Here is a 16,560-nt window from a genome sequence, read left to right on the forward strand (position 1 = left end):
TAATATGTATAATTACATATTAATTATATTATATGGTATTTCGGATATATTTTCACCGAAAAAGTTTGCGTCACTACGCAACCTTACTAGCATATTCCAAAAATACACTTTCTTATATTTTTAAATAAACAAGCCCGCTATTTATTCATTAAACGAATTGAAAATCTCGAAGTAGAGACTATTCATACAGCCACAAACACTCCAAAACGTCCCATCTTTCCGCCTATACAGAGTATAGAATACTAAAAAGGAACTAGCCAGTACTACTTACACGTGGCTAGTTCCCTCCTCCCTACTAAAAGAATAGAGTTGTATATCGGTTCTTCAAACCCTCAATTAAAGGCTCTATTCTTCTACTGACCTAAAACTACTCCATATCTCTGGTCTTAATCGCATGGGGCTCATTAGGCACTGACCTTGCTAGATTCTCTCTTTCAGCCAATAAAAGCTTTTAAAGTACTAACTTATCAACTAAACCAATTAACTCTTGAATATCTGGCTTACTTACTTGAGCATTTGCTCCTACAGCTTCGCCTTTATGGAATAATTCATTTGTAATTAATGAAGAGAAAATAATGACTGGTAAACGATTCATTACTTCACTATCCTTAACAACTTTCGTTAAATGATGTCCATCCATTTTCGGCATTTCAATATCCGTAATTAGCAGGTGTATATGTTCAAACATTTTTTCACCTTGCTCTTTCGCTAGCTTTTCAATTTGTGCTAACGCTTCTGCACCATTGCTGAAGAAGTTCATTTTCGTATATCCAGCTGATGATAATGTTTCTTCTAATATTTGACGAAGCATTGCTGAATCTTCTGCAATATAAATCACTTTTTCAGCTCGATCTGTTTTCTGTTCTAACCCTGCAAGTGATTTATTATCATAACCAGTACCGCTAATTTCACATACAATTTTTTCATAATCTAATAGCAAAATGATTTTTCCATCTAGTTTTACAATACCAGATGTCGTTTCTTCTAGTCCCATAGACAATGAAGCTGGTTCATCAATTTGTTCCCACGAAATACGTTGAATACGATGCACTTCATCAACGCGGAAAATAACCTTCATTTGGTTTAATTCAGAGATAATAAATTTCGTTTGATCAAGTGGCTTTGTTGATTTTAAATTAAGAGCCGTTGCTAAGTTAATAACAGGTAAAATTTCACCACGTACTTGAACAACACCTTCAACTGCATGATGCGATTCTGGCACAGTTGTAACAGGGAATGGATTAATGATTTCACGTACTTTCATTACATTAATACTAAATAGGTTTTCACCGACAGTATATGTGACAATCTCTAATTCATTTGTTCCGCTTTCTAATAAAATACTTTGTGCTTGTGACATAAAGGTGTCGCTCCCCTTCCATTAATTCCGTATATCTAATTATTAAGCTTTATTAAACCGAAAAAGTCAACTACCTATATAAAAAATATAGATAGTCGAACGATTTATTTTAAAAGACGCTTAATCTTGTATAAAAGAAGCAAGTGCCTCTAATAACACTTCTTGTGCTCCTACAATTTCTGTCGGCATTGCTTCCCACTTTTTTGAAAGCTCCGTTTCTACTCTTATTCTTAGCTCCGAATCCATTTCTTCTAGCACATATTCTTTCGTCGCTATATCAACATCAAGTAGCGCAAGCGCATATAATTCTGGATCATTTATTTTTTTAAATAATTGTTTCAATATAGCTGGTGCTATATGTTTTAATTTTTCAATATGAATTTCCTTATCCGAAAATAGTAACTCATATTGAATAAATGTAACATTTTCTTTAATCACTTTAAAATAGCAATTATTTTTTTTATCATTTACAAAATAACCGTTCGGATCTGCAATGATACTCTCTACTTTACGAATTAAATCTGGCAAACTACTCGCCGTCATTACAGTCCGCTGCTCAACCTCACTTGGCGAAATGAATGTAACGCGATACTTATTCTGCGCCATCCTCCTCACCTCTCCTTTTATAGAAATCTATCGTCACAAATAAACTTATTAGTCCATCTAACACGCTAAGACCACAGGTATTATTCATACTACAATTCGCTTAAATCTTAAACTAACCTAGTAACTCTCCATATCTCTGGTCTTAAACAACGGTCGAGCATCCACATAAGCACTAACCGCTACCACATACCGCCAGATCCTCTCTCAAAACCTAAAAAAGGGCTTTTAAAAGCTTTTTAAGAGCTTTTCAATAACTCGATGTTATTGAACCAAAATGCAATCTGCTGATCCGTTATCCCTGATAGTGTAATAAAAAACTCACGGCACTTCATCTCATCCTTAAACAGCTGATATTTCCATTCTCCCTCGCTACCAACGCTTACGAAATAAAACTCATGAATACGGCCAATGATTGATTGCTTTTCACCAAATGAATATGGAGGTACTTGCTTAATTTCAAAATGATCCGGTAAATATATATGCTCTTCTCGTTCCATTTTTAACACTTGCTCAGCAAGTTCACGTTTATTTTCGAAAAAAGGCAATTGTAAAATTCGCTCTTGTCTTGTCATACGAATAAAAAACCCTTTCTACTACATTACAATTTTTCTTTATTATATATTATCGAATTAAGTTTACAACTTCATTTAATACTTCATCAGAAACTTTAATTACTTTCGCATTTCCTTGGAATCCGCGTTGATAAAGCATTAAATCAACAAATTCTACAGATAAATCTACGTTTGAACTTTCTTTTGCTGACCCTCGTACATTCCCTGCACCATTCTCACCAGCAACACCTATTCCTGGAATACCCGCTGATGGTGTCGCAACGTAATTTCCATTCCCTGTTTTCATTAATCCACCTGTATTTGGGAATGTAGCTACAGCTAGTTGTCCTACAACTTTCATACTACCATCCGAATATTTCATCATAACGAAACCACCGTCAGAAATAGAATAGTCATTTGCAATTGCAGCTGGACGCCCCGTTACTTCTGTGGTAGAAATAGTTTTCCCTGTCGGATAATTTGTTAATCCGCTTAAATCAAGTGTTAGACCACCACCAAAAGGAATTTGAACAGATCCACCTTTAGTAATTTCACCAGTTACTGGATCTTTTTGTACAGCCTCATCTGTTTGCTTTAAATTTCCTAATGTATCAAATATAAGCGGTTTGTTGTCCGGCATACCTTCAATAGGCTTAAATTCTTTTTCGTTTTTAGAATCATTTCTTACAGAAACTGAATATGTATATTCGCCTGGCACTGGCTTTTCAACTTCTTTACCATCTACAGTCTCTTTTGTAGTCTTTTGTTTAATATTTACACGTAACGTTAACGAGTTCCCTTCCGCATCAAAAACTGTGAATTCGTGAGATAATGCATTTTGGTTTCTAGGAAGGTTTCCGCCTATTGTCGCTTTATCTGTTTGAATCCCACCAACAGCTGATCCCATTGGAATATGAATTGGGCTTGGTCGTGAAGAAAAATCTACTTCTTGTGTTCCTGTTTTTACACCATAACCTAGTACATACTGTCCACCTGTATTTGTAACATAGCTATCTTTGGATACACCAAAAGACCCTTTTCTCGTATACTCTACATTTCCAGCATTACGATCACCGACTAAAAACAAACCGTTTCCTTCTATCGCTGTCTCCATCTTATCACTAGTTAAAGTAATAGAGCCATCACTAAAATCAGTAGATGTCCCACTGAACTTTACACCGTTACCAATACTCTTTGGATTCGTACCAGCATAGGCACCATCACCACGTGAACCAACCGTATTATTATATAGCAAATCATCAAAAATAGCCTTTTGCTTTTTATATCCAACTGTTTGTGCATTTGCAATATTATTTGAAGTAACACTTAATGCATTTTGTGCTGCATTCATCCCTGTAATACTTGTATATAACGCTTTAATCATAACCTTTGTACACTCCTTTTATTAATCTGGCTTAACCTCTTCATTTTTTTCTATATCATCTTTCTTCTCATCTTCCGGATTAGTTTCTGTTATCGGTTTATCAGAAACCCTCTCTATGAAACGAAGTGAGACAACTTGATTATCAACAATAAGTTGCACATCGTTATTTTCAGCAAGTCGAACTGTTTCCACTTGACCAGTCACTTGCTTTCCATTATTGCTTACACCTCTAACGTACTTTCCTAAAAACTTCATCCCTCCATCAAGAGCCGTCGAATACATCGTTGATTGCAGTTTATCTACTGCTTTCGTCATATTCTGTACTTGCTCCATAAGCGATAGCTGTGCTGTTTGGTTCATCATTTGGTTCATATCCATCGCATTAAATGGATCCTGATGTTGAAAACTAGCTAAAAACAGCTTTAGGAAGTCATCTTTATCCATAATACCGGGTGTTTTTTGAGTACTTGCTGATACTCCGTTTGCTTGTTGAGCTGTCGACTGTGCACCAGTAACAGATGCGTTTTTTGTTTGTGCTCCTGCTTGTAACGGAATATGATTTGTACTCGTTGTATTTAATCCAACTGTTGGCACACTTTATTCCTCCAATAATCCCGCAAATTCTTTTGAGTGTTGTTTTTCATGTTTCGTACTTGCTAATTTTTGTTTTTGTCTTTGCTCTTGTTCTCGCTGTTCTTTTCGATTTTCATCTTTATCTGAATAGCTAATTTGAATATTGATTTCTTTTTCTTTTAACTTCAGTCTCAATTCATCAAAAATGATTTCAACACGTTTTTTCGCATCATGTTTTTCCATTTCTACGTGAACATCAATTTGATCTCCATGTTTTTTCATAAACACCGTTAATGTACCAAGTTTTTCTGGATTTAACTGAAATAAAACACGCTCTTGTTTCACTACAAATTTTTGCAACGCTTCTACTTGTGCTTCCATTTTCTTTCCTAAGTCAGGTAACGTAACTTTCTCAGCGCCACTATTTGATTTTCCTATTTGATTCGTACCCGTTGCTTTATTTAATAACTCCGCACCCGTTGAACTCGAATCGTTTAACACATCACCTTCAGGCAATTCTATCTTTACATCATCGCCCTCAGCTTTTGGAAGATCTACATCTAAGTCTTTGGAATCTTCTTGTTTCTTTGCAATATTACAAGTTTCTGTTTCTACAATTTTTAATGCTTGCATCGTTTGCTCCGGCATCTTCATTTTGTCTAATACCATTTGCATTGTATCTTCTAAACATATAGCATTTTTGATATTCATATTTGAAAGAAGCTCTTGCAACTGTTGTAATTCATTGGCGGGTAATTCGTTAAGTTTTATATTCCCATATTCTTTATATAGCTCTTGTATTTTTTGTATGTATTGATATAACAATTCCGGCTGCACACGTAATTGTTCAATTGCAACCATTTGCTCAGATACAGCTAATAGTAACTGTTCTGTCTCTTTTTTTTCTTCTTTCTTTACAATTGGCTCTTCTTTCGTTACTGATTGTTTAGAAAGAATATATTCTTTTTTTTCTTCTTTTGGTGCTTCTTCTCGTTTCATGTTCTCCGTTTTCGGCTGCTTTTTATTTTCCATTCTCATCGTACGATCGAATGAAGAATCTTCACTTTTTGATTGTACTTCTAGCCCTTTTTCTTTTTGCGGAGGTAAACTTTGTTGCACCGGTAATACAGACTGTATCACTATATTCACCTCATCCATTCATACACATTTTCAAATCAAGAAGCATTTTTTCTTCCTGCTTTTCTCGTACTTTAGCAAGCTTTCTACAACCTTCTTGATACATCTCATCAATGACACGTTCTTTTTCTTTTACTTGCTCTAAAAGGCTTTCATTTTTTCGAATAAAATCTTCCATTTTTTTAATTTTCCGATTCCATTCTTCTATTCTTTCAGGTGAAAACGTATGTGACGAAAGCATACCGGCCATTATACGCTGCCCAGTTTGTACGACTTTACTACGCGATTTTACTACATATAAATCATATTCTTTTTTTTGTTCTATTTTTCTTTTTTCACCTGTTAATTCATACACTTCTTTCAAAATCTGTTCTTTTTCTTGATTTATTTGCAATTTTATCGTGTCGTACTGCTGCTTATCCACCTGTTTTTATAGCCCCTTCCTATTATAACGTTCTCTTTTTCTATTATATAGTTTTTTCCCAAAAAAATCTGTGAAATATTAAAAAACAAAAAAATAAGACCTCTTGGGCAGAGGTCTTATACTATATGGTGCATCGCTTCAACAATATCATCAAATTGGAAACTATCAGATCGACCTTGTTTTAAAAACGTATTTATACCTTCTACTTTGTTTTTACATTCAAAAATATAAGCATTTTCTGCATTTTCTTGAATCGTCCCTAATTTAAAATACAATTCATTTTCTTTATAAACAGATAAGATTCTTCTCATTTCATTTGCAAGTTGCCAATGATTTGGCGACACGATTTCTTCCATAATCCTACTTACTGAATCTAACACTGAAATGGCAGGGTAATGACTGAGCGTTGCAAGTTCACGCTTTAACACAATATGCCCATCTAAAATACCTCGTGCTAAATCTGGTACAGGTCCGTTTAAATCATCCCCATCGACGAGTACTGTATATATACCTGTTATGGATCCCTTTTGTGTTTTCCCAGAGCGCTCTAACAGCTTCTTCATATAACTTTCCATTAAGAGTGTTTTACCACCGATCGGCAACTCTTTAACGGCAATATCAACACTTCTACGCGCATCAGCAAAACGAGTAACAGAGTCCATCATAAGTAGTACGTTATTACCTTGATCACGGAAATATTCAGCGATAGATGTTGCAAGTTTCGCTGCACGAAGTTGCATTAGGTGACTTTCATCTGACGTCGCTACAACAACGACGCTTTTTCGCATTCCTTCTTCACCTAATTCTTTTCGAATAAAGTCTTTTACTTCCCGGCCACGTTCTCCTACTAAGCTAATAACATTAATGTCAGCTTTTGCATTTTTTGCAATCATTCCGAGTAAAGTAGATTTACCAACACCAGAACCTGCAAAAATACCAATCTTTTGACCGATGCCAATTGTTAGCATAGAATCAATCGATTTGATTCCAGTTTCAAATACATCGGTAATTTCTTCACGTTCAAATGCATGAATAGGCGGGGCATCTAGTTTTATTTTTTGTAATGGAATATTCTCTGCATCCTCATTTAGTACTTCGCCATTTGCTCTTAACACTTTTCCGAGTAAATAATTCCCACGAGGTATGACAACATCTTCTGCAACTAATGTAACTGAATCTCCATAACATACTTTTTCTGTTTGCTCAAATGGAAGTAGCATATTGTTTTCTTTTTCAATCGCAATCACTTCACATAAAACATTATGTTCTCCAACGAAACAAACATCTCCTATTTTCGCCTTTGGCCCTTTCGCTACGAAAAACTGTTCTTGTACACTATGAACTTTACCGACTTTCGTATAAAACGGCGTTTCAATAAATGTATTCCATTTTTGGTTTTCATTCATTAATAGTCGATTCATACATTTTGCTCCTCAAATAACTTCTCTTCTTCCCATTTCTGGCGAAGTTTCGCAAATATAGGTGCAAATTTAAATTCAAAGAACTCTTTCTCTTCTTCCAGAACAAATTCACCGAACTGTAAGGAGAAATCATACTTCCATTCTACTAATTGTAGTAGCCAATATTCTTTCGTATTTTCCTTCTCTTCTTGAATACGTTCAAATGTTTCTGGATGTACTGTAATGACTAATTTTTCAAACGAAGTAGGCAACGTTTGAACGATGCCAGTTAAAATAGGTAACACATCAAGCACGCGCGAATCTACTGCTTGATTTACAATTTTTTCTGCTAGTTGAAAAGATTGATCCCATAATAACTCTGTCCATTCATATGCTGTTTCTTGTTGTTCTTTTTGAAACTGCATACGTGCTGCTTCCATCTGTTCCATTTGTTCATGAATATGCATTTGAAAGTGTTCTTTATCTTGCAATAGCTGTTGACGCTCTCGTTCTAACATTTGTTGTTCTTGCCTTAGTTGATTCAGTTCAGTATGTAATGATTGTTGCTGTGCAAGAAGCTCTTCATGGTCCACCTGTATTTCTTCTTCTACTTGAACTGGTATTGGTTTTGGAAATTGTAATTCAAACGTTTCTTCAGAAAAAGAAACAGAATTCTTCGGAATTCTGTTTTTAAATAAGGACATCATCTTCACCTCTTTGAACGATAATTCTTCCTTCCTTCTCTAGCTTTTTCACTGTGCCTGTAATCGTTTGCTGTGCCTTTTCAGCATCCGTCATCTTAAGCGGTCCTAAGCCATCTAATTCTTCTAGAATCATCTCTTTACGGTTTGAAGACATACATGTAAATAATTTCTCTTTAATTTCTTCTTTTGCAATTTTAAGTGCTTTCGCAATAACACCGTTATCTGTAATTTCTTCTAATACACGACGAAGTGCAAGATCTTCAAGTCCGAGTAAGTCTTCAAATACAAACATGTTTTCTTTAATTTTCTCAGATAACTCATAATCCATTTCATCCAGCTTTTGAAAGACTGTTTTTTCAACACCTCGTGAAACATTATTTAAAATGTTTACTATTGTTTTCAAGCCATCCGTTTTATTAATTGCATTAAATGCCATATTATTTAATTTCGCTTTTAATAAATCACCAATTTGATTTATTAATTCACCATCAACTTGCTCTAGCTTCGCAATCCCCATTACCGTTTCTACTCGCTTATGATCTGGTAATCTCTCAATTAACTGAGAAGCAAGTTGCGGTTTAATATAAGAAGCGATAATCGCAATCGTTTGTGGCGATTCATCATTAAGTACAGTAAGAAGCGGTTCTAAATCCGCAAGTGAATTTAAGAATTCAAACGGATTATCTTTGTTATACCAAAGATCTTCCAATAATTTTTCTAGTTCGTCTTCTGGCATATTTTTAAATATGCGACGAATATATTCTTTATCCGGAGTCACTAGGTTTAATTCTTTTACGTTTAATTCATACAAGAACTCCCCTAATACATTTTCTAACGTTTCTGGTTTATATACACGAAACTTCGCGATTTCACGAAGTAATACTTCTTTTTCCTCAGCCGTCATATATTCAATGACTTTTGCTGCCACCCCTTCTTCTAATGTACGAATAAGGATGGCAGCTTTTTCTTTGGAGGAGATTTCATCTAACATCGTTGTTCCTCCCTTACTGTCCATTTAACCATTTTTTAATTACTTTTGCAGTTCCTTCTACATGTTCTTTCGTAGCATCATGCACTTGTTCATCTAACGTTGGTTCTTTCGGTTCTTCTGGTTCTGGTTTTGGCTCTGGTACTATTTTTTCTTCAGGAATTTCCATAATACTTTCATTACTTGCAGCAATTTCCTCTTCTGCTAAGTATTCTTCATATTCCTCTTCTTCTTTCTTTCTCTTACGTCTTGCTAATAAGAACCATACTAGACCACCAATCGCTAATAAACCAGCTGGAATTCCACCGAATAACCACCAGTTTATACCGCTTTCTTCTGGTTCTTTTTTCTTCTCTTCTTTCGGCTGATCAAACTGAACAGTTACAACGTTAACTTGACCGTTTGTAAAGTTTCCATTCGGATCAGCTTGAAGCCCAGCAGCTGTGCCGATTGCTTCTTTGAAAGTAGTCATATCTATTTTTCGTTTTACTAACGTATCGTTGTCTACCCATACTACAACATTTGTTTTCGTTAATTCTGGGTGTTTCTTAATTGTTTCAACTGTTTTATCTATTTCATAGTTTTCAATTTTGTTACCATTTTTATTATCATAGACGATTTTACCATTTTGATTATTGTTCGTACCGTAGTTTGGTACTTCGCCGTTCGCTGTAATACCAGCGCCTTGCTTCGTCTCTGCTCCTTCTTGTGCAGTAGAGCTTTCTTCTTGCTCTTGTTTACTACGAAGTACACCTTTATCACCATATTTTTCTGACTGGCGTGTAACTTCATCATAGTTTACAGACACTTTCGTATTCACTTTATATTCATTCGGTTTAAACATCGTCATTAACGTTGCATCAATATCTTGCTTTAATTTACCTTCAATTTGTTGCTGCATCTCTACTTCTTTTTCATAAGAAGAGGAACTAGTAGAATGCGCTTCATCTGCTCCTTTTGAGATAATACCTTTTTTGCTATCAATCACACTTACTTCTTCTGCTTTTACACCTGGAACTGCTGCACTAATCATTTGCTGTATACCTGCAACCTGATCTGCAGTTAATAATTGGCCACGTTTCACACCTACAGTAATTGCCGCTGTTCCTTTTGCTTTTTCTTCATCAAAAATTGTCTCTTTTTCAGGTAATGTAATTTGAACATTCGCCGTTTCAACTGTCGCAAAGTTTCTTACGATATCTTGCTCCAATTGCTTTTTCGTACCGACAATTTGCTTCATTTTTTTATCTTGCTCACTTGAACCGAGCGAGCTTTCTAATAAAATTTCCTCACCGCTTTTAGAATTAAATGGTAAGCCCATCCCATTCATTTCTTTTCGAACCCATGGAGCATCATTCTTTTGCACACGAATCGAACCATCGGCCGCTAATTGATAATCGACACCTAACTTCGATAATTCTGCTGTAATCTCTTGCTTATCTGTATCATTTAAATTTTGATATACAACAACATATTTATCTGGCAAGGTGAAGTATAAAAGTGCTCCTGTTACAATCGCTAAAAGCGCAGCACCGATTACTAACTTATGCCACGTTTTTAATGATTGGATAACATTTTTTATCTTTTCCATTTAAACACACCCGTCCACTTTCCTAAATTTGCATATTAATTAGTGACTTATAATTTTCGATAAGATTATCACGTACGAGAGCAGCCGTTTTCATTTGGGACTCTGCCTTCTTCTGCTGAATTAAAACATCATGCGTTTCCCCTACCCCTTTAGTTAGTAAATCGTATACTGCTGTTTGCGCATTGTTTTGCGTTTGATTCATATCTTCCAATAAATCAATAAACTTTTTCCCCTCAACTACAGATGTTTGAGACGTTTTCGGTGCACCAATTGACTGAATTGCTCCAAATGGTTGCGTATTTAACATTGGTTGGATTTTCATATTACTATATTCCCCCTTATCCTCTGCCAATTTCTAAATCTTTATCAAGCATTTTTTTATTCGCATTTAATACACTTGTATTCGCTTCGTACATTTTTTGGGCAACCATTACATTCGTCATTTCAGCAGTCACATCAATATTTGGATAGCGTACATATCCTTCTTCATTTGCATGCGGATGTGTTGGATCATACACTAAGTTTTCAGTTTTATCTGCTTCAATACTTTTTATTTTTACTCCATTTGTAGGAGACCCATCTAACATAGTTGCAAAACTATTGTTTGATTCTAGCACTACACTACGACGCTCATATAAATCCGCCCCCGGAGCAGCCGTTGTATTTGCATTTACAATATTGTTAGAAGTAACTTCCATCCACTTTCTCGCTGTCGTTAACCCTGAGCCACTTGCATTAATTGCCTGAAACATCGTTGTCTCTCCTTCTACTTTTAACGTCCGCGTGCCGCTTGGTTAATTGCATATTGTGTATTAATCGCGTTAATTGAAATACCGTATAACTGATTTGCTTTCATTAAATCTAGCATTTCTGTCGTTACATCCACACTATTTCCATCTTTATTCGTTTGCATTGATTTTGTTTGCATCTTTGCATATGTATTTTTCGCATTCACTGTCGGTAAGTGCATTTCATTCGTTTGATATAAATCTGGATTGCTCTTTAAGTCCGCAGCATTGTTTTTATATAATGCACTACTTTTATTCATTTGCTCAGCAAATGTTACATCTTGTGCTTTATAGCCGGGTGTATTCGCATTTGCAATATTACTAGAAACAGTATTTCGTTTCGTCACTAAATAATTCATATAATGGCCTACATCACTCACTAAATCTGGCATATTCCACACCCTTTCTTTTTTAACTTCATGATCCACTGATGGAAGTTTCACTTCATTATTTATTTTCTTATATGTGTTTATTAAAATATTAACAATCATGTACCCTTACATATTTTATTCCATTTTTCCATTGTTGTCTTTAGAAAAATACAAAAATATAAAAAAGAATACAAAAAAACTGTATACACGCAATAATCTATGAAACATTTCAATATATGATCTACAAACTAAAGTTCATTTTCGCATTATTTAGATTACTACTTTTTTCATTACAGTCATAAAATGAAACCTCAACCAGCGGAAGTCTTTATTTAAACAAAGGAATGGATCCCCTCTTAAAAGGGGAATCCGTTTCTAAACTCTATCACTAAAATTTACCGTAAAATGAATTAGCTTTCATGCGCCCATCATTTGTCATAATCATTTCTTCCAAAATCTTTTGCTTATCTCGAATATGCTGTGCCGCCTTAATAATGAATGGGCTTACTTCTGCTGCAACTTGCGCACGTGTTTCCTCATCCAATGTCATCATCCAGCGATTTAACATTTCACTCTTCTCAGCAAACTCTCCATCCGACACTTGCAATTCACCGATTTCATTAAAACAGCCGACAAACGTCCGATAAATATCATTGTTCATTTTCAAGTGCTCCGCGGTAACCGTCTATTAAATCTTGTAACACTTTCACAATCGCATCCATATCTTTTGCTTCACGTGTTACTTTCATCGTTTGAATTTGAATGCTAATCCAATCGTATAAGCCATATAAACTATCATATAAATCTTTCGTAATTTCAGGATTTAATTGAAGCTTTAATTCTTCAAAAATACGTTCTAACTTTTCAAGAAGTGCATCTCCTTCTTGTAGCTTAAAAGTATGTAACAGTTCTTCTAAATTACGAAACTCTACAATGCATCTTTCATAAATAAAAATTGTATTTTTAATCGGATTACTCGTCATAATATCATTTTGCATATAACGTTGCCATGCTTGCATACGATCACTTCCTTACCTTTCATTAATCATCACTTTTTTGTTTTGTCATTGCTTTAATTGTTTTTAATTGGCTATCAAGCGCCGCTAATGTACTTTCTAGCTTTTGATACTTCTTCACAATTTCATTTTGTTTGTCCAAATTTTGCTTTTCAATATCTTGAATCTTTTTATCTAAATCACTTACACGTGAGTCAATGTTTTTTACTCGTTCTCCAACTACACCTTTGTCACCAAATAACTTATCAAGTGGTTCTTCCATCATTTTTCCTAAACCGTTAGAACTAAAGAAAAATTGCTTCGCTGCATCCGGTTTTTCTTTTAACGCTTTCGTTAATGCTTCGTCATTAACTTCCATCGTTCCATCTTGCTTTAATTGAATACCAAATGAGAATAAGTAATTGTCATCTTGTGAAAATGTTACGACATTGTTCATAGCTTGACGCACACTTTGCATAATAGCTTGTCCTTGGAAGGCCCCACCTTTACCAGCAAAGATATCTACTGTAGCAACAGCTTTATTATAATCTGCAACCATCTTTTTAATAATATTTGATGCGTCTGTTACGTTTGAGTCACTTACTGTGAATTTTAGATCTATGCCTTTTGCTTTTTGGTCTACATCTGTACCAGTTCCGCCTTCTGGTTTATTTTCCACCTTTGATTCCGTTACTTTCAATAGCTCAATCTTTACACCTGGCAATGCTTCAATTGTATTACTATCACTTTTCCCCTCAACACCATTAATGCTGTATTTTGCATCTAACGCTTCATTAATAGTATTTAGTTTCATCTCTGTCGTAGGTTTGTTATTCTCATCTATACCTTCCACTTTCGAATAAAACAAATCTGTAAGTAGATTAGGTGGTGTCTTTTCTAATTTAATTTCATTTGTTGCCCCTTCTTTTTTCGAGGTCATGAAAATTTTATTTCCAAGTGTATAAGCCGATACACCATAATCTCCGTCATTAATTTTATTAATTAAATCTTTATATGTCATATCAGTTGTTACTTTTAGTTCTTTATCACCTAGTTTTAATGTTTCATCTTTAGGAAGCTTTGCATTTATATCTTTAATTTCATTAGAAGCTATTTGATGACGCTGTGCAAGCTGTGTAATTGTCATATTGAAAGTGCCGGCAATCGCACCACCATCAGCTTTTACATTAATATAACCGTCTTGTGATGTTGTTACCTTTTTCTCATTTCCTTTAAAAGCCGCTAAGTTTTTAAAAGTTTGCGCAAAAGAGCTAAATTCTGATTTTAAACTTGTATATAATAGTTTATCTTGTGAAAGTTGGTTCTTTTCATTAGCATAAGGCGTCTTTCTCATTTCTAACGCTTGCATTTCTAATTCTACAAAGTTAGATGTATCGATCATATTATTTCCGAGGTTCCATATTTGTTGTCTACCACCGATACCCGTTAATGTTCCTGCCATAATTTCTCACTCCTTATTTATTTACATATAATCTAAAATGCTCGTTTTACTCATCGTACTAACTGCTTTTAACGTAGCTTCATACGTTGCGTTTATATAAGCTAAATCAGAAATGGCAACCGCTAAATCGACATCTTCAATTTCTTTACGGTTTTCTTGAAGCGCTAAATTTTGCTCGCTTAAAATTGTTTTAAACGTCTCCATTGTGTTCATTGTCGAACCAACTTCAGTTGTACGATTAATGATGCCATCTAAATTTTTCTTATTTTCTCCTAATAAAGGCTGTAATGCTTTTTGGTCACCTTTTTGCATCGCTTCACTCATCTGTTTTAACGTTTTTATAACAGGGGATAATAGCCCTTCACCGTTACGAAATGCTTTTAATTCATAACCGTCATTTAGTTGCCAGTTCACATCATTTTCTCCACCTTGATACGTACCATCTTCTGTAAATGGTGGCTTCTCTGCACTATCACCACCGAAAATATAACGACCTTGCTCTTTCGTATTTGCTAAATATACGACCTGTTTTAAAATTTGATCTATCTCTGCACCGATTGCCTTCAATTCTTTTTCACTATTCGTTCCATTTAACGCCTGAACTGTTAATTGATCTGCTCTTGTTAAAGATTTAAAAACACCTTGTAAAGTATTTTCAGTTTGTGTTAATACATTTTTCGAATCCGCTAAATCTTTTTGCATTTGTTCAATATTCGCCAATGAATGTTGAATCGCAAATGATTTACTTGCCGCAAGTGGATCTTCACTCATAAAAAGGTTTTTCTTCCCTGAAGTTACTTGATTTCGGTGGTATTGTTGTTGCACATTCAAATCCATTAACTGATTCTTTGCCCAGCTTGCATTTTGAAATGTAGATACTCTCATTTCTATCTCCTCCTTATATATTTCCAATCAATTACTATCACTTATCGAATAATCGAAAATAGACTATCAAACACTTCATTCATCGTAGTAATAGCTTTAGAGTTTGCAACGAAATATTTTTGGAAAGCCATTAAATTAACCATTTCCTCTTCCATATTAACGCCTTCAACACCCATTTTTTCTTGCTGAATCCCCTCTAATAAATCCACATGAATTTTTTGATAAGCATTCACTGCACTTTTATCAGATGCAACACCAACTACGAATTGGTCTAATGCTTGTTTATAAGAAAGACCTTCTTTATACTTTCCATCTGTAATTGCTGCTAATTTATTTGCTGTTTCAGCTGATATTTTCATTTCCGAAACATCTTTTGCAAATTCAGGGTTTAATTTCATATCTTTCGCTTGATCTCCAACGAAGAACTCTTTCCCCATTACTGTGTTCACTTCATTCTTTACAGAACTCATTAGTTCTTCAAGGTTTTTCTTATAACTAGCAATCTTCGCTTTCGTATCGATCGCTGATTGGATTGCTCCACTAGTTAAAGGAATTTCCGAACCGTAAATTTCAGCAGTCATTGGCTCTTTTTCTTTATTTAATTGAAGTGGATATGTATCTTGTCCATTTACTGTTAAAACACCATTCATTCTAACACCCGCGATATTAGGATTCATAGATTCATAAGACACTTCTATATTTGCATACTTAGACATTTCTGTAATGATACGATCACGTTCATCTAAAAGTTGATTTGGTACTTGTGTACCTGCTTGTCCAATTTTTTTATTCGCTTCCGCTAAACTGCCAGCAAGACGATTAAATTCATTGACATGTGCTTCAATATCTTCTGTCGTTTGTGCTTCTGCTGTATCTAAGCCTTTCGCTAGACGATTTACTTGACTTGTAAACTTCCCAGTTTCAGAAATTAATGTATCGTAGTAATTTGGTTGTTCTGGATTTTTTGCAACTTCACGAAAGGCATTAAAGAAGCCATCCATTAAACTAGATAATGAATTCTTTCCTGTCGTTCCAACCATAGATTCTACACGTGATAAAGTCGAATTCATGTAGTTATAGTAAGAGAGTTGAGATAATTGATCGTTAAACTGTTTCGTCTTCACTTCATCTGTAATACGGTCAACGCCTAACGTTTGTACACCGTAACCTATTTTTTGTTCCGGTGAATAGCCCTGACTTGCCCCAGCCGATCCGTAATTCACCATTTGACGCACATAACCAGGCGTATGAATGTTTGATAAATTTTGTTTCGTCGTTTGTAATCCCATTTGTGCCGCTAATAAACCCGATAGCGGCGTATTATAATCAGATAATCTCATA

19 protein-coding genes are annotated in these 16,560 nt (G+C 34.9%); all 19 read right to left on the minus strand.

Annotated features, from left to right (window positions below):
- Positions 1-451 precede the first annotated feature (451 nt).
- The 19 genes from QCI46_RS19395 to flgK all read right to left on the minus strand — a co-directional run bounded on the left by QCI46_RS19395 (position 452) and on the right by flgK (position 16,559).
- Positions 452-1,360 (minus strand): chemotaxis protein, encoded by a 909-nt coding sequence (locus QCI46_RS19395; protein WP_064459934.1) that lies wholly within the window; start codon positions 1,358-1,360, stop codon positions 452-454.
- Between the two features lie 120 nt (positions 1,361-1,480).
- Positions 1,481-1,966 carry a LysR family transcriptional regulator gene (locus QCI46_RS19400; RefSeq protein WP_353841197.1) on the minus strand — a complete coding sequence of 162 codons (486 nt, stop codon included), beginning with the start codon at positions 1,964-1,966 and terminating at the stop codon, positions 1,481-1,483.
- A gap of 236 nt (positions 1,967-2,202) precedes the next feature.
- Positions 2,203-2,538, minus strand: coding sequence for a DUF3964 family protein (locus QCI46_RS19405; protein ID WP_097908071.1), 336 nt, complete (start codon positions 2,536-2,538; stop codon positions 2,203-2,205).
- 49 nt (positions 2,539-2,587) lie between these two features.
- Positions 2,588-3,901: a flagellar hook protein FlgE gene (flgE, locus tag QCI46_RS19410; protein WP_353841198.1), complete on the minus strand. Its 1,314-nt coding sequence runs from the start codon at positions 3,899-3,901 to the stop codon at positions 2,588-2,590.
- A 21-nt stretch (positions 3,902-3,922) separates the two neighbouring features.
- The gene (locus QCI46_RS19415) at positions 3,923-4,495 is read right to left on the minus strand and encodes a flagellar hook assembly protein FlgD (protein ID WP_001143481.1); all 573 of its coding nucleotides are present in this window, start codon (positions 4,493-4,495) and stop codon (positions 3,923-3,925) included.
- Between the two features lie 3 nt (positions 4,496-4,498).
- Positions 4,499-5,614: a flagellar hook-length control protein FliK gene (locus tag QCI46_RS19420; RefSeq protein ID WP_353841199.1), complete on the minus strand. Its 1,116-nt coding sequence runs from the start codon at positions 5,612-5,614 to the stop codon at positions 4,499-4,501.
- A 10-nt stretch (positions 5,615-5,624) separates the two neighbouring features.
- On the minus strand, positions 5,625-6,035 hold the full coding sequence (locus tag QCI46_RS19425; RefSeq protein WP_353841200.1) for a cytoplasmic protein: 411 nt from the start codon (positions 6,033-6,035) through the stop codon (positions 5,625-5,627).
- 116 nt (positions 6,036-6,151) lie between these two features.
- Positions 6,152-7,456: a flagellar protein export ATPase FliI gene (gene fliI, locus QCI46_RS19430; RefSeq protein ID WP_353841201.1), complete on the minus strand. Its 1,305-nt coding sequence runs from the start codon at positions 7,454-7,456 to the stop codon at positions 6,152-6,154.
- A complete protein-coding gene (locus QCI46_RS19435; RefSeq protein WP_353841907.1) occupies positions 7,453-8,139 on the minus strand; it encodes a FliH/SctL family protein in 687 nt (228 codons plus the stop codon). Before QCI46_RS19435 ends, fliI begins: the two co-directional genes overlap by 4 nt.
- Positions 8,126-9,130: a flagellar motor switch protein FliG gene (locus QCI46_RS19440; RefSeq protein ID WP_353841202.1), complete on the minus strand. Its 1,005-nt coding sequence runs from the start codon at positions 9,128-9,130 to the stop codon at positions 8,126-8,128. Before QCI46_RS19440 ends, QCI46_RS19435 begins: the two co-directional genes overlap by 14 nt.
- Positions 9,131-9,143: 13 nt before the next feature.
- Positions 9,144-10,718, minus strand: coding sequence for a flagellar M-ring protein FliF C-terminal domain-containing protein (locus QCI46_RS19445; protein ID WP_062822501.1), 1,575 nt, complete (start codon positions 10,716-10,718; stop codon positions 9,144-9,146).
- Positions 10,719-10,740: 22 nt separating this feature from the next.
- Positions 10,741-11,040, minus strand: a complete 300-nt coding sequence (gene fliE / locus QCI46_RS19450) for a flagellar hook-basal body complex protein FliE (protein WP_000701682.1) — start codon at positions 11,038-11,040, stop codon at positions 10,741-10,743.
- 16 nt (positions 11,041-11,056) lie between these two features.
- Positions 11,057-11,470 (minus strand): flagellar basal body rod protein FlgC, encoded by a 414-nt coding sequence (gene flgC / locus QCI46_RS19455; protein WP_075308889.1) that lies wholly within the window; start codon positions 11,468-11,470, stop codon positions 11,057-11,059.
- 20 nt (positions 11,471-11,490) lie between these two features.
- Positions 11,491-11,898, minus strand: a complete 408-nt coding sequence (gene flgB / locus QCI46_RS19460) for a flagellar basal body rod protein FlgB (protein WP_062822519.1) — start codon at positions 11,896-11,898, stop codon at positions 11,491-11,493.
- Positions 11,899-12,265: 367 nt separating this feature from the next.
- Positions 12,266-12,538: a hypothetical protein gene (locus QCI46_RS19465; protein WP_001058080.1), complete on the minus strand. Its 273-nt coding sequence runs from the start codon at positions 12,536-12,538 to the stop codon at positions 12,266-12,268.
- The gene (locus tag QCI46_RS19470; protein ID WP_001149518.1) at positions 12,528-12,896 is read right to left on the minus strand and encodes a flagellar export chaperone FliS; all 369 of its coding nucleotides are present in this window, start codon (positions 12,894-12,896) and stop codon (positions 12,528-12,530) included. Before QCI46_RS19470 ends, QCI46_RS19465 begins: the two co-directional genes overlap by 11 nt.
- A gap of 22 nt (positions 12,897-12,918) precedes the next feature.
- Positions 12,919-14,334: a flagellar hook-associated protein 2 gene (locus tag QCI46_RS19475; RefSeq protein WP_327959801.1), complete on the minus strand. Its 1,416-nt coding sequence runs from the start codon at positions 14,332-14,334 to the stop codon at positions 12,919-12,921.
- Between the two features lie 21 nt (positions 14,335-14,355).
- Positions 14,356-15,219: a flagellar hook-associated protein 3 gene (locus QCI46_RS19480; protein ID WP_353841203.1), complete on the minus strand. Its 864-nt coding sequence runs from the start codon at positions 15,217-15,219 to the stop codon at positions 14,356-14,358.
- A 41-nt stretch (positions 15,220-15,260) separates the two neighbouring features.
- The gene (flgK, locus tag QCI46_RS19485) at positions 15,261-16,559 is read right to left on the minus strand and encodes a flagellar hook-associated protein FlgK (protein ID WP_353841204.1); all 1,299 of its coding nucleotides are present in this window, start codon (positions 16,557-16,559) and stop codon (positions 15,261-15,263) included.
- Position 16,560 lies beyond the last annotated feature (1 nt).

The organism is Bacillus cereus group sp. RP32, assembly GCF_040459735.1.
Lineage (GTDB): Bacteria > Bacillota > Bacilli > Bacillales > Bacillaceae_G > Bacillus_A > Bacillus_A wiedmannii.

What these genes read in the sequence shown, in the direction of transcription:
- QCI46_RS19470 (WP_001149518.1), bottom strand. Translation starts at nt 12,896, where the DNA reads ATGCAAGCATGGCAACGTTATATGCAAAATGATATTATGACGAGTAAT.
- QCI46_RS19480 (WP_353841203.1), bottom strand. Translation starts at nt 15,219, where the DNA reads ATGAGAGTATCTACATTTCAAAATGCAAGCTGGGCAAAGAATCAGTTA.
- QCI46_RS19465 (WP_001058080.1), bottom strand. Translation starts at nt 12,538, where the DNA reads ATGAACAATGATATTTATCGGACGTTTGTCGGCTGTTTTAATGAAATC.
- flgC (WP_075308889.1), bottom strand. Translation starts at nt 11,470, where the DNA reads ATGTTTCAGGCAATTAATGCAAGTGGCTCAGGGTTAACGACAGCGAGA.
- flgB (WP_062822519.1), bottom strand. Translation starts at nt 11,898, where the DNA reads ATGCCAGATTTAGTGAGTGATGTAGGCCATTATATGAATTATTTAGTG.
- QCI46_RS19435 (WP_353841907.1), bottom strand. Translation starts at nt 8,139, where the DNA reads ATGTCCTTATTTAAAAACAGAATTCCGAAGAATTCTGTTTCTTTTTCT.
- flgK (WP_353841204.1), bottom strand. Translation starts at nt 16,559, where the DNA reads ATGAGATTATCTGATTATAATACGCCGCTATCGGGTTTATTAGCGGCA.
- QCI46_RS19395 (WP_064459934.1), bottom strand. Translation starts at nt 1,360, where the DNA reads ATGTCACAAGCACAAAGTATTTTATTAGAAAGCGGAACAAATGAATTA.
- QCI46_RS19400 (WP_353841197.1), bottom strand. Translation starts at nt 1,966, where the DNA reads ATGGCGCAGAATAAGTATCGCGTTACATTCATTTCGCCAAGTGAGGTT.
- QCI46_RS19475 (WP_327959801.1), bottom strand. Translation starts at nt 14,334, where the DNA reads ATGGCAGGAACATTAACGGGTATCGGTGGTAGACAACAAATATGGAAC.
- flgE (WP_353841198.1), bottom strand. Translation starts at nt 3,901, where the DNA reads ATGATTAAAGCGTTATATACAAGTATTACAGGGATGAATGCAGCACAA.
- fliE (WP_000701682.1), bottom strand. Translation starts at nt 11,040, where the DNA reads ATGAAAATCCAACCAATGTTAAATACGCAACCATTTGGAGCAATTCAG.
- QCI46_RS19440 (WP_353841202.1), bottom strand. Translation starts at nt 9,130, where the DNA reads ATGTTAGATGAAATCTCCTCCAAAGAAAAAGCTGCCATCCTTATTCGT.
- QCI46_RS19445 (WP_062822501.1), bottom strand. Translation starts at nt 10,718, where the DNA reads ATGGAAAAGATAAAAAATGTTATCCAATCATTAAAAACGTGGCATAAG.
- QCI46_RS19405 (WP_097908071.1), bottom strand. Translation starts at nt 2,538, where the DNA reads ATGACAAGACAAGAGCGAATTTTACAATTGCCTTTTTTCGAAAATAAA.
- fliI (WP_353841201.1), bottom strand. Translation starts at nt 7,456, where the DNA reads ATGAATCGACTATTAATGAATGAAAACCAAAAATGGAATACATTTATT.